The organism is Marinobacterium rhizophilum (genome assembly GCF_024397915.1).
GTDB classification, from domain to species: Bacteria; Pseudomonadota; Gammaproteobacteria; order Pseudomonadales; family Balneatricaceae; genus Marinobacterium_A; species Marinobacterium_A rhizophilum_A.
In genome coordinates this window covers 4857490-4871052 of record NZ_CP073347.1, presented here as the reverse complement: position 1 = coordinate 4871052, position 13563 = coordinate 4857490, and the positions used below count along the sequence as shown (strand labels likewise).

Sequence of the window (13563 nt, the reverse complement as noted above, 5' to 3'; positions counted from 1 at the left end):
AGGTCGAGTCCGGCCAGTTGCTGATGCAGGGCTGCCTCAATCCGCGCCCTGGCAACCGTTCACCTGCGACCATGCTGGCAGCGAGACCCATGCCAGGGAGTCAAATGCCCGGGAGAGACGGGACGCAGGGCTGCTGCCCCGACAAAAGGCATCGACTGATACACCGAGTGCGAAATTGCGCCGACACAAGGGATACTGACCAGCAAGAGCTACAGGGTCAGCCCTAGCGGGGCACATGCCGTGCGGGAAAGGTATTAATCCGGCGGGTCAATACATCAAACAGGGAGGCTTCATCGTTGGTTACAGGCCGATGAGTTGGCGTGACCGCACATACGCATCCATGCGTGTGCGGCATTCCGTACATCCTGTAGATAATAGGAAATTAGGGAGGGAAGCTGATTGCCAACCAGGTGACTAGCGGAACAACAGCCCCGGGCAAGACACAATGACCTGCGTATCTGAACTGGGGACAGAACAGCTCTCGAACCCGGAATTGCGATATCAATCCCGATACGAGAGGTCCTTTTTGTCCAGCATCCCTTTAAGCTGCTCGAAATGCGCATAGGATGCACCACGGAACTCATCCCAGCTCGCCGCCGTTTCCAGCGCCAATTCATGGGGCATCACATTGAGTGCCTGCCCGGTTGAGTACGCCAGGATCATGGTTCTGCAGGCTTTTTCAAGGTAGTAAAGATCCTCGAAAGCTTCGGCAACCGTCTTGCCTACCACGGTGATTCCGTGATTACCCATCATGAGTGCCTGCTTGTCTCCAAAGGTATCCTTGATGCGCCTGCCCTCCTCGTCGCTGGTGGCAATACCACCGAAATGAGTGTCATAGGCGATACGCTGGTAGAAGCGCGCGGTATTGTTGTCCAGCGGCAAGATTCGTGGATCTTTCAGTGTCGAAAGCGCCGTGGCATGGGTTGAATGCACATGCAGGATAACGCGCGCTTGCGGCAACGCCTTGTGCACGTTGCCATGAATGCTCCAGGCAGAGGCATCAGGAGCTTCATCACTGTGCATGATGCTGCTGTCTTCGCTGTCGAGCAACTGCAAGTTGCTCGCAGTGACGTTGGCAAAATGCATCCAGCGACGATTCATAAGAAACTGCTTGCCGTCGGCGGACACCGCCGCGCTCAAATGATTGGCAACCGACTCGTGCATATCCAGCTCATGTATAAGCCGAAAGGCCGCAGCCAGGTCGATTCGCAATTCTGATTCCGGTGACATTGATCGCCCTCTCAGCTAATTCTTGCCAGCACCGGTTCGTCCGGCTGGTTGAAAGGCACATACGCAGCGGTTTTCGGATACCTGGCACGCAGAACCCGGTAGGTGCTGCGCAGCTCGCCACGGTCAACGTAACACCCCCGCAGATACCTGGCGCCGCTGCCATCGATAAAGGCCTCGCGCCCGTGAGCGATACGGTGGTTGTCGAACACGATGCACTCCCCGGCGTTGAGACGGAAGGTCATCCGGTAAGCCGGATCCTGCAGCATCTGGCCAAACTTGCGAAACGCGGGGTAAAACAAATCCATCTCACGCTGAGGAAAATCAAACACGTCCGCCAGGTGCTGGCTGAAGTTGATGCCGCTGACCTCGCCATTACCGGGATCCAGCTCAATAATGCGCTGCCGGGCACGGACGTCCTGATGGTTGGTTGTATAGCGAAAAGGTACTTCGTATTCAGTGAGGAGCTTGAAGTACGCCGGATACTGTTCTTTTAGCACGTTCGCCACTGCGGTGGCATCGACAAACAAGCTGTCGCCCCCCTGTGCATCATTGATACGGCAGTGCAGGAACTGAATACCCGGTGCAAGCTCTTCCGGTGGCAGGTCGGTATGCAATTCAAGCGCCTTGCTGGTGTACGCCAGGTTTTCAGGGCTTGCCTTGGAAAAGACATCAAAAGCGTAACCGGAGAACGAAGGGCGCACCACGCCGAAAAGCTCACAGAGAGATTGCAGCGCTTCATCAGAATCCGGCATGCCCTGTACAAGTGCAACACCGTCGTCCAGCATCGCTTGTGCCCAATCCGCAACATCCGCGGGGTTAGACATCACTTGTGCGTAGGTAAAACGTGCCATATTCGAATAGTGGTCGCTATACCAGGGCCTGCGAGAGCGAACGGCCAGATCGTCCTGATGGCTACTGCGGCACCAGCGCTCCAGCCACTGCAGTTCGTAGCGGCTATGATGGCCATCACACCAGACTATTTCCAGGTAGGCACCGTTTAACCGGGCACTTTCAGGATGCAGATTATCGGGCTCAGCGAGAATATCGAAGGTACGCTCCTGGGTTTCACCATCCCAGGACGTCGCGCAGTTGTCCCGCAGCCAGAAGTAGTTGAAATACGAGGCACTCCCCTGGAGCGGCAACTCCAAACCGTTTTCCAGCAATACAATGGCAGACATGAGGCAGGCTCCAGCTTTATTACATAACGGTGATTATATAATAACATCTGTTATAATCCGTCAATGCCAAAAATTGTTGACCATGAAAAAAGACGAAAAATGATCGCCCAGGCAGCAGTCGCCGTGATTGCAGAAAAAGGCCTGGAAGCGACCAAACTCACCGATATTGCACGCCTGGCGGGCGTCACTACCGGCGCGGTGACACATTATTTCAGTGACAAGGATGCCGTACTGACTGCGGCGCTTGAGCTGGCATACGACATGATGTTCACCCATATGGAGCTTGTCTCCGCGTCCGGCAATTGCAGCTTTTACGAGATCATCGTGCAGGCATTGCCGGTAAACGATGACAGCCGCACGGCAATGTCAGTCTGGCTGGCATTCTGGAGCCGGTCTCTGGCCGAGCCGCGGGTCGCGGATCAGCAGATAGAGTTTCATCACCGCTGGCACAGCAAGGTGAAACAGGAACTGATTCTTCATTGTGAGCGCCTTGCCATTGCGATTCCGAACGACCTGGATGATGTGTGCGAGGGGATTACGGCCCATGTAAACGGCCTGATTATTCGCGCACTGGTGGATGCATCGGACTGGCCGGAAGCACGCCAACGCAAAGTGCTGAAAACCTACCTTTCCCAGATTGGCTTGCTGGCATAGCCGCTCAATGGCTCCTGCCGACAAGCACAATCAATATGCACGCGGCTTGAGCTCCATTGCAGCGAGAACGGGCCGAAGCGGGTTACAGCCCGAACGAAACCGGGCCGATAAGCGAGCACAGCATCGCCAGCCTCGGCTGGGCTGGGCTGGGCTGGGCTGGGCCAACCTCCGCCAGACACCGCAGGCAAGCATATGCCCGCCTCTGCCCTCTCAGTTTCCGCCGCGCTGCAGGATGGCGCTCAGCCTGCGTCGCCGAACCATCGCTCACACAGCCAGGTAGGCCCGAAGAGATCAGACGATACGGGACGACAACTGGCGCGCCGCCTGGACCAGGTTCTTCGAGTAGGTTCGCGCATCCTGCGCATTCAGAAGCTCGCCATTAATGGCCGCGCTAATCGCCGCGACAGGCTCGTTTCTCAGGTTCAGAATGGGGGCTGCTATGCAACTGACCTGGCTGTCGATCTCGCCGTGAGTCACCGCGTAGCCTAATCGCTTGGCGCGGGACAGGTCATCACCGACCTGCTCCAAACCTTGCGCGATGGCCGGGTTGGTTCTCTCCTCTCCCTTGAAATAACTGCGCTGAAAGTCATCCGAACGCATGGACAGAATCGCCTTGCCGGCCGCCGCCTGGTGCAACGGCATGGTCTGGCCGATATGAATATTAAATGCATTGCTCAGCGAAGATTCGACCTTGGAAACCACCACCACCTTGTTACCCACCGGTACACACAGAAAGATCGACTTGTGAATCTCGTTTTTCAGAATCTCGGCAATGGGATAGAAAAACGGAATGATGCTTTGCTTGTTGTATATGGTGGAGGCGATCTGAAATATGCGCGAGCCGATGCAGTAGGATTTCTTGCGGCTCGGGTCCAGCGCCACCAGCTGGTGATCCAGCAGTGCATTGATAATGCGATGCCCGCTGGCGGCAGCAATACCGGTCTGCTCGCAGATTTCGGACAACGCCAGGGGGTAGGCGGAAGATGCCAGCAGGTCCAAAATCAGCACACTGCTGTCGACCGCCGGTGCCTTGGATTTTTCTTTAATCGGTACCATCTCCACCCCTGGTTTTCATATATAGAATAAAACGGCCAGATGTGGCCGCTATTGCTGCCTGTCACTCGCCGAATACCATTCGACAGCCTGGCATGCGCGCGTCGCTGAAAGTTTTTCATGCACTAGCGGCGTGGCTGCCAGCGCCATCGATACTGTGCGTCCACATCATTCAAGCCTGCGTGAACACTACCTGAAACTGAAGGCCCTGTTCAAACGCTTCAATCGCCTTCCAGACAAAACAGCCAGCAAGACCTTGGAACATAAGGGATTAAATGGAAACCCGATACTAATTTCCATATACGGAATTAATATTTTTCCTGTGGAATTAATTTGACAGATTTATGGGCAGACCCTAGGATGCGCTCAACAACACCAAGGAAGCTGTCATGCGTATCGACAAGAACTTCGTTAACAACCAGTTTGCAAGCTCCACCAAAGGCGCGATGATTTCGGTCTATAACCCGGTAGATAACACTGTTGTCGGGCAGGTTCAGGCCGCCACCGCTGACGAGGCCATCGACGCCGTTGCCATTGCCGCTGCTGCCCAGAAAGGCTGGCGCCAGCTGACTAGCATCGAACGTGCCGGTTACATGCACAAGCTGGCTGATGCCCTGGTGGCACGCAAGGACGCCATTGGCCGCGCCCTGGCCGATGAGTCGGGAAAAAGCCTGGAAGACGCCACCAATGAAGCGGTGTACGCCGCGGATATCACCCGCTACCACGCCGAATGGGCACGCCGTATCGAAGGCGAGATCATTCCCAGCGACACCCCCTGCGAAAGCCTGCTGCTGCAGCGCGAGCCGATCGGTGTCGTAGCCTGCCTGATTCCGTTCAACTACCCGGTTTACACGCTGCTGCGCAAGATCGCGCCGGCCCTGATCACCGGTAACGCCGTGGTGGTACGTCCGAGCAACAACACGCCCTGCTCTGCCTTTGAAATTGCCAAAGCCATACAGGATTCCGGCATGCCGGCCGGCGTAGTGAACATCCTGACCATGGATCACGCCACGGCAGAGACCGTTTGCACCCACCCGAAAGTCGGTATGATCACCCTCACCGGCAGTGTGGGCGCCGGCCGCAAGGTGCTGGAATACTCCCAGGTCAATATCGCCAAGTCGTCACTGGAACTGGGCGGAAAATCCCCCGCCATTGTCGAAGCCGATGCCGACCTGGAAAAGGCTGCCCGTGAAATCGTTGCGTCCAAGACAACCAACTGTGGCCAGCTCTGCACTGCAATTGAACGCGTCTATGTGCATGAGGCGGTGTACGAGCCGTTTGTTGAGCTGCTGCGCGCCAACCTGGCCGAGCGCCAGTTCGGTGACCGCGCCCTGAACCCAAGTTTTATGGGGCCGCTGATCAATGAAAATGCACGTCTGAATATCCACCAGATGGTGGAGCGCGCAATCGACGACGGCGCCAAGCTGGAAGTCGGTGGCTATATCCCCGAAGGCCCGGGGCACTTCTACCCACCAACACTGCTGACCCACTGCCGCCAGGATATGGAGATCGTGCAGGAAGAGATCTTTGGCCCAGTGTTGCCGGTACTCAAGTACAGCGATGCTGATGAAGCCCTCGCGCTGGCCAACGATCACCAGTTCGGACTGGCCTCCGTGATCTACACCGAGAACTACCGCACGGCAATGAAGGTTGCCAACAACATCGAAGCCGGCGAGATCTATATCAACCGCACCCCGTCCGATCCCTACCAGGGCTACCATGCCGGCTGGAAGCGTTCAGGCCTGGGTGGCGACGATGGCAAGCACGGCATGCTGGAGTTCACCCAGACACGCCTGGTGGTACTCAACTACTAACCCGAAGGACAGCCCGGCTTTTAGCAGCCCGGCATTCCTGCCGGGGCGGTTCTTTACCAAGACAAAGCAGCCGCCAGTGTTCTTGCCAGCAGAGCTGGACACGGCGGCCTCCCGGTGTAAAGCCTCCCAGAGTTATTCGCGAGACCGACAGTTTATTGCCATAAGTCTGTCGGGATGACCCCTGAGCGGTCGTTCCGGCACCGGCGTGGTGCCAACAACAAAAAACAATGTGTCACAGGAATAATAACTAAATGACCGATACTATCGTCCAGGTTCCCGTTTCTGCCGAGCAGAAAACCGACTTCAAGCGCTATTTCCAGTTCGGCCTGCTGCTGCTGGCGGCCGGCGCAATCTACCCGCTGCTGTACCTGCGGCAAAACTTCGAAACCTCCATACTCGAAGCCTTCCAGATTACCACCGGCGACCTGGGGAATTACTACTCCATGCTGGGAGTGATGTACTTTGTCTGCTACGTGCCAAGCGGATGGCTGGCAGATCGACTCTCGCCACGCTTGCTGGTGACTTTCTCCATGGTGGCAACCGGCGCCCTGGGACTCTGGTTCGCCTCCATACCGTCCAAGGACGTTCTGGTGTACATCTTCATGGCCTGGGGCATCGCCGCCGGCCTGACGTTCTGGGCGTCGATGCTCAAGGGCGTGAAAATGCTGGCCCAGAAAAACGAACAGGGTCGCTTTTTCGGCATCCTCGACGGCGGTCGCGGCCTGGTGGAAGCGGTACTCGCGACCATTGCCATCAGCATTTTCGCCTATGCCGTTGAATCGAATGGGCTAAGCAATACGCTGGCACTGAAACAGGTGATTTACATGTACTCCTTTACCTGTATCGGCATCGGGGTTCTGACATTCCTGTTCTTCCGTGATGGCAAAGCCGTCGAAGCGGACTCCGGCAGCAAGGGCAGCGGCAACCTGGTTCGCGACCTCAAATTTCTGATGTCCATCCCCGAACTCTGGATGGTTGCCCTCATTATCTTCTGCGGTTACCAGCTGTTCTGGGCGACCTATTCCTTTTCCGCCTTTATGCAGGAGAGCTATCAAGTTACCGCCGTTACCGCAGGCTTTATTACCGTCGCCAAGCTCTGGATGCGCCCGATCGGCGGTATTGGCGCCGGCATCCTCGGTGACCGCTACGGCAAGGAAAATATTCTGGCCATTGCCCTGCTGGGCGCAACGCTGGGACTGGTATTCCTGATCCTGTTCCCGCAACTGAGCAGTGTCTACCTGCTGCTGGCGATCGTACTGCTTATTGGTGTTCTGACCTATGCCATCCGCGGTCTCTACTGGGCGATTCTGGATGGTTGCAACCTCCCCATGCAGGTCACGGGTCTGGCCATCGGCGTGATCTCCCTGATCGCCTACACCCCGGATATCTTTTTGCCGCAGATCAACGCTTATATTGCCGCCCGCTATGAAGGCATTACCGTCTACAACCTGTATTTCGGCTACATCGCAGTGATGGGCATGATCGGCACCCTGGCCACCCTGAAACTCAAAACAATGACCGCTAAGAAAAGGGCATCATGATGAAAGTTATATCTTGCGAAACTCATGTCGTCGCGACCCCACCGCCGCACGTAGGCGGCATGTACTGGATCTTCGTCAGTCTTAAAACCGACTGCGGCATCGAAGGCATCGGTGAGGTATACGCGGCCACCTTTCACCCCAAGGTCATGGTCCCCGCCATCGATGACGTATTCGAACGCTGCCTGCAGGGGCAGGATCCGCACCATGTCGAGCGCTTTTTCCGCGAGGCTTACTCCAGCGGTTTTACCCAGCGTCCGGATCTCACCATGATGGGTATCGTCAGCGGCCTTGAAATGGCCTGCTGGGATATTATCGGCAAAGCCGCCGGCAAACCCGTGTATGAGCTGATCGGCGGCAAGGTGCACGACAAGCTGCGCTGCTACACCTACCTGTATCCCAAAGACAGGAACGGCGACTACAACTACGACAATGTCGAACTGGCCGTTGAGTGCGCGCTGGAAAACCGCGAGCGCGGCTTTACGGCGCTGAAATTCGACCCGGCCGGCCCCTACAGCGCCTACTCTGGCCATATGCTGTCACTGGAAGCCATGGACAAGAGTGCAACCTTCTGCCGGCGCATTCGCGAAGCGGTGGGCAACAGCTGTGACCTGCTGTTCGGCACCCACGGCCAGATGACACCGGCCTCGGCCATTCGCCTGGCCAAACGCCTGGAGCCGTTTGATCCCATGTGGTTCGAGGAGCCGGTGCCGCCGGGCCAGAGTGAAGCCATGTCTCGCGTGGCACAGAGCACCAGCATCCCGGTAGCCACGGGCGAGCGCCTGACTACCAAGTACGAGTTCCATGATGTGCTGAAAAACGGCGCCGCCGCCATCCTGCAGATGAACCTGGGCCGCGTCGGCGGCATCCTGGAAGCCAAGAAAATTGCCGGTATTGCCGAGGCGTACTATGCCCAGATCGCGCCGCACCTTTACAACGGCCCGGTCGGCGCGGCCGCCAGCATCCAGCTGGCCACCGCCACGCCGAACTTCCTGATCCAGGAAAGCATCGGCACCTGGGACGGTTTCCATGGTGATGTGCTGCAACAGAAAATCGAATGGAAGGATGGCTACATCATTCCATCCACCAAGCCCGGACTGGGTATCGAGCTGAACATGGATGTGGTGAAAGCGCACTCGCCCTATACCGGCAAGGCACTGCACCTGAGCATGGACCCCAGGCCCTACGACTACAAAAAGCAGTCCTCCACCGAATGGAAGGCACAGCCGGAGCGCTAAGTATGGAATACGATTTCATTATCGTAGGTGCCGGCTCTGCCGGCTGTATCCTGGCCCACCGTCTCAGCGAATCGGGGCATTACAGCGTGCTGCTCCTTGAGGCGGGCGGCAAGGACAGCTCCCCCTGGATCAAGCTCCCGGTCGGCTTCGCCAAGACCTACTACAACCCGCAATACAACTACATGTATTACAGCGAGGAAGAGGAAGGCATGGCCGGGCGCAAGCTTTACGCCCCGCGCGGCAAGGTGCAGGGCGGCTCCGGCTCGATCAACGCCATGATCTATGTTCGCGGCCAGGCGGCGGATTTCGATGACTGGGCGGCGGCAGGCAACCCGGGATGGTCGTATCAGGAGGTATTACCGTACTTCAAAAAGCTGGAGCAACACCCCGCCGGCGATACGGAGCACCATTCCAGCCAGGGGCTGATCGGCATCACGCCGATGAAGGACGGCGCCCACCCGATCTGCCAGCATTACCTCAAAGGTGCACAGCAGCTGGGCTACGAGCTGAACGACGACTTCAATGGCGAATCGTTCGAAGGCGCCGGCATCTACGAAGCCAATATTCGCGACGGCCAGCGCGACTCCAGCAACACAGCCTACCTGAAGCCTGCACTCAAGCGTGCGAACCTGCATATCAGGCGGGTCAGCATGGCGCAGAAGGTGCTGCTGGACGACAACAACCGTGCGATCGCCGTAGAGGTGCGCAGCGGCGACACGGTGGAAACCATCAGTGCCCGGCGGGAAATTATCCTGGCGGCAGGTGCGGTGGACTCGCCCAAGCTGCTGCAGCTTTCCGGCATCGGCGACAGGGCCCTGCTGGACGCGCATCAGATTCCCGTGCGCAGGCACCTGCCCGCCGTGGGCCAGAACCTGCAGGATCATCTTTGCGTCAGCTACTATTACCGCGCCAACATGAAAACCCTCAACGACGAGTTCCTGTCGTACTGGGGGCAGGCAAAAGCGGGCATCCAGTACCTGATCAACCGAACCGGGCCTTTGAGCATGAGCGTCAATCAGGCCGGCGGCTTCTTCAGGGGAGACGACAACGAGCCGTTGCCGAACATCCAGCTGTACTTCAACCCGATGTCGTACCAGATCCCGAATGACCCGAACGCCAAGTTAGTGCCCGAGCCCTACTCCGGTTTCCTGGTAGCCTTCAACTCATGCCGCCCGAGCAGCAAGGGCCAGATTGAAATTGCCTCCGGCAATCCGCAGGATGCGGCCCTGATCCAGCCGAACTGCCTTACCACCGAGAAAGACGTTCGCGAAGTGATTCAGGGCAACAGGCTGATCCGCAAGATCATGGGTGCACCGGCACTGCAGGCGATCACCGAGGAGGAGGTACTGCCCGCAGACAGCGTTCACGACGAAGCCAGCATGCTGCAGTACTTCCGCGAAAAAGGCGGCTCCATCTACCACCTGTGCGGCTCCTGTGCCATGGGTCCGGACGCCGAAACCGCGGTGGTAGACAGTCGCCTGCGCGTGCACGGCGTTGACGGACTGCGCGTAATCGATGCCTCGATTTTCCCCAACATTACCTCCGGCAACCTCAATGCGCCGACCATGATGGTGGCGGAGAAAGGTGCCGAACTGGTGTTGCAGGACAATCACGGCTGAAGCACGTATATCCGCAACTGAGACGTGACTATTGACTCACCTTGTCGATCCAGTTGGCATGCAACTAGACCCTTATTCAGGTGGCGGAAATAAAGGCTCCCGACCCGTTTGTCCATTATGTACAGGATGCCGCACACGCATGGATGCGCATGTGCGGTCACCCCATAGCTCTTCAGCCTGAAAGAATGGGCGCATGGACGTGGGCGTGCTGAATTCTTGCGGGGAAACAGAGGGAGTCGACGACTTCACCGTTCGCCTGCACCTCAATCAGCCTGATATCAGCCTGCCGGAAAGCCTCGCCGATTATCCCGCTCTTATGGTACACCGAAGCTTTCAGGGCGACTGGATCAAGAGTCCGATCGGTACTGGCGCCTTTACCCTTGAGAAATATGAAGTGGGCGTCGTCGAAGTGTTAAAGCGTCGGGCGGCGGGCGAGTACTGGGGAGGCGATGCTCTCCTTGATCAAATTACCTATGTCGATCTTGGCGACGATATCTCGGCAGAGCTGGCCGCGTTTGCCTCCGGGCAGATTGACTACACCCACGTTACGCCGCCGGACCAGGTGGCAGTGATGCAGACCCTGCCCCACCTGGATATCCTCGAGGTGGTCACCGCCAGCGCCGGTGTGGCACGCATGCATATTACCAAGAAGCCTTATGACGATATCCGGGTACGCCGCGCAATCACACTGGCAATGGATACTGAGACAGTGCTGAAGGTTGGGTATCAGGGGCGCGGCACCATCGCCGAAAACCACCATGTCTGCCCGATCCACCCCGCCTACGCCGAACTGCCGAAACAACAGCGTGATGTCGCGAAGGCCAAACAACTGCTTGAGAAGGCGGGTTATCCGGATGGCCTGGATATCCAGATTGATGTACCGGCCAACCCCTCCTGGGAGTCCAACGTTTGTCTCGCCATCGCCGATACCCTGCGCGAGGCCAACATTCGCCTCAAGGTCAATATTATGCCTGGCAGTACCTACTGGGATGTGTGGCAAACGACGCCCTTCGGCCATACCGGCTGGAACCATCGTCCGCTGGATACCCAGATACTCAACCTGGCCTACCGCAGTGGCGCCCCCTGGAACGAAACCGGCTACGCCAATCCAGAGTTCGACAAGCTGCTGGACAAAGCCAGCGCTACCCTGGATGTGGAAAAACGCCGCGGGCTGATGCGGCAATTGCAGACGATGCTGCAAGACGATGCGATTATGCTGCAGCCGTTCTGGCGCTCCAACTTCAGCGCGCTCAACAAGCGGGTTCGCGGCTTGCAGATGCACCCTTCCTTCGAACACCATTTCAACAGCGTCTGGATCGCCTAGTCAGCTCCCTGACCTGGACAGCTGCCAAAGTGGCCAGCTGTCCCGTTGCCCAAGCGCTGCCGCTCGAAGTTTCGGTGGCAGTTCACCGCATGTAACCGGGAGCCCTATCCATGATTGTACTGATAGCAAAGCGCATCGCACTGATGCTGCTGACCATGCTTGTGGTCTCAATTATTCTGTTTTTGGCGCTGGAACTGAATATTGACTCCGTGGCCATCAAAGTCCTTGGTCCCTACTCTTCTGAAGAACAGCGCCAGTTATGGCTGGAAGCAAACGGCTACTATGCACCGGTCATGGAGCGCTATTTCACCTGGGCTGGCAACTTTATCAGCGGTGATTTCGGCGAGTCGATCCGCTTTCGGGTACCGGTGTCGGACATCCTCTGGGATCGGCTCGGCAACACCCTGATTCTGGCCGGTGCAACTTTCGGTATCATGGTGCCTTTGGCGATACTGATGGGCATTCTCTCCGGCATGAAGGAAGGCTCCCTGGCTGATCGGCTGATATCTCTGATCTGCATCATCACCACCTCGATACCCGAGTTTGCCAGCGCGGTCTTTCTGTCGGCCGTCTTCGTCTTTTCCCTGCAATGGCTGCCGGGCACCAGCAGCATGCTTAACGGCTTTGATCCGGTGCAGCTGGTGCTCCCGGTGATGGTTCTGGTGGGTTACGGTTTCGGTTATGTAGCCCGGATGACGCGCGCCTCCATGGCCGAGGTGATGTCGGCCCACTATATACGCACCGCCGTGCTCAAAGGCTTGCCCTACCATCGCATTATAATGAAACACGCGCTGCGCAATGCGCTGATCGCGCCCTTCACCATCATCATGCTGCAAATCAACTGGCTGCTGTCCGGTGTGATCGTGGTCGAATACGCTTTCGCCTACAAGGGCTTTGGCGCCCTGCTGCTGGAAGCCTCGCTGGCTAGCGATGTCTACCTGATCGAAGCCTGCACCATGGTTGCGGTCTGCGTCGCGGTACTGACTCAGCTGATCGCCGATATTGGCTACAGCTACCTCAATCCACGTATCCGTTTCAGCTGAGGTCCGATATGAACAAGCCACCGAGTCATTTATCCCCGCTGCAGTCGTTTTTCACGACCCTTGGCCTGTTGCGCGAAAGCAGAACGGCGATGCTGGGCGCAGCTATCTGCCTGTTGTGGGTGCTGGTCGCACTGTTTGCCGACCTGCTGGCGCCCTTCGATCCCCTCAGTAACCTGATGCCGATGCAAAAGCCGCTGACCGAAAACCCTCAAGGGGGCATGTTCTGGCTCGGCACCGACCTGCTCGGCCGCGATATTCTGTCGCGCATTATCTACGGTACCCAGACCGTGCTGATTTATGCGCCGCTGGCAACATTCGCAGCCTACCTGGTGGGTATCATTATGGGGCTGGCGGGCGGCTACTATCAGGGCAAGGTGGACATAGCGCTCTCCTTTGTCGCCAACGTCATCCTGTCGTTTCCGGTGCTGGTGCTCTATATCCTGATTATCGCCACTATTGGTTCCTCGGGCATCAACATCATTCTGGCGGTCACCTTTGCCAGCGCCCCCGGCATCTTCCGCATCGTACGTGGCCTGACCATGGATCTGCGTAACCGCGAGTACGTCGCCGCGGCACAGACCCGGGGCGAAAGTGCGCTCTGGATCATGCTGGTCGAAATACTCCCCAATGCTCGCGGCCCGCTGATTGTGGATGCCTGCCTGCGCATGGGCTACGTCATCATTACCATCGGCGTGCTGGGCTTTCTCGGCATGGGCCTGCCCCCTCGGCGGCATGATCAGCGATGCACGCAAGCTGTTCCCCGTGTTTCCCCACATGGCGATCTTTCCCTGTATCGCTATCTCATCGCTGGTACTGGGGTTGAATCTGCTCTCTGACGGACTGCGCGAAGTATCACTCAAAGACTAACCTGG

The 13563-nt window shown here is 57.5% G+C and carries 11 protein-coding genes; 8 read left to right on the top strand and 3 right to left on the bottom strand.

What is annotated here, in order from left to right:
- Positions 1-501: 501 nt before the first annotated feature.
- A complete protein-coding gene (locus KDW95_RS22030; protein ID WP_255853913.1) occupies positions 502-1230 on the bottom strand; it encodes a class II aldolase/adducin family protein in 729 nt (242 codons plus the stop codon).
- Positions 1231-1241: 11 nt separating this feature from the next.
- On the bottom strand, positions 1242-2408 hold the full coding sequence (locus KDW95_RS22025; RefSeq protein WP_255853912.1) for a TauD/TfdA family dioxygenase: 1167 nt from the start codon (positions 2406-2408) through the stop codon (positions 1242-1244).
- 99 nt (positions 2409-2507) lie between these two features.
- Between KDW95_RS22025 and KDW95_RS22020 the strand changes: the two genes are divergently transcribed.
- Positions 2508-3062 (top strand): TetR/AcrR family transcriptional regulator, encoded by a 555-nt coding sequence (locus KDW95_RS22020; protein ID WP_255853911.1) that lies wholly within the window; start codon positions 2508-2510, stop codon positions 3060-3062.
- Between the two features lie 291 nt (positions 3063-3353).
- Here KDW95_RS22020 and KDW95_RS22015 read toward each other — a convergent pair whose 3' ends face one another.
- The gene (locus KDW95_RS22015; RefSeq protein ID WP_255853910.1) at positions 3354-4118 is read right to left on the bottom strand and encodes an IclR family transcriptional regulator; all 765 of its coding nucleotides are present in this window, start codon (positions 4116-4118) and stop codon (positions 3354-3356) included.
- A 386-nt stretch (positions 4119-4504) separates the two neighbouring features.
- Here KDW95_RS22015 and aldA point away from each other — a divergent pair, with 386 nt between their 5' ends.
- The 7 genes from aldA (at position 4505) to KDW95_RS21980 (ending at position 13527) form a co-directional block, all read left to right on the top strand.
- Complete coding sequence (gene aldA, locus KDW95_RS22010; protein ID WP_255853909.1) at positions 4505-5929, top strand: aldehyde dehydrogenase; 1425 nt, start codon at positions 4505-4507, stop codon at positions 5927-5929.
- Positions 5930-6180: 251 nt separating this feature from the next.
- Complete coding sequence (locus KDW95_RS22005; protein ID WP_255853907.1) at positions 6181-7470, top strand: MFS transporter; 1290 nt, start codon at positions 6181-6183, stop codon at positions 7468-7470.
- Positions 7467-8705 (top strand): mandelate racemase/muconate lactonizing enzyme family protein, encoded by a 1239-nt coding sequence (locus KDW95_RS22000; RefSeq protein ID WP_255853906.1) that lies wholly within the window; start codon positions 7467-7469, stop codon positions 8703-8705. The genes KDW95_RS22005 and KDW95_RS22000 overlap by 4 nt, the downstream gene beginning before the upstream one ends.
- A 2-nt stretch (positions 8706-8707) precedes the next feature.
- Positions 8708-10324, top strand: a complete 1617-nt coding sequence (locus KDW95_RS21995) for a GMC family oxidoreductase (protein WP_255853905.1) — start codon at positions 8708-8710, stop codon at positions 10322-10324.
- A gap of 205 nt (positions 10325-10529) precedes the next feature.
- A complete protein-coding gene (locus KDW95_RS21990) occupies positions 10530-11648 on the top strand; it encodes an ABC transporter substrate-binding protein (protein WP_255853904.1) in 1119 nt (372 codons plus the stop codon).
- Between the two features lie 110 nt (positions 11649-11758).
- Positions 11759-12691, top strand: a complete 933-nt coding sequence (locus KDW95_RS21985) for an ABC transporter permease (protein WP_255853903.1) — start codon at positions 11759-11761, stop codon at positions 12689-12691.
- An 8-nt stretch (positions 12692-12699) separates the two neighbouring features.
- On the top strand, positions 12700-13527 hold the full coding sequence (locus tag KDW95_RS21980) for an ABC transporter permease (protein WP_255853902.1): 828 nt from the start codon (positions 12700-12702) through the stop codon (positions 13525-13527).
- Positions 13528-13563 lie beyond the last annotated feature (36 nt).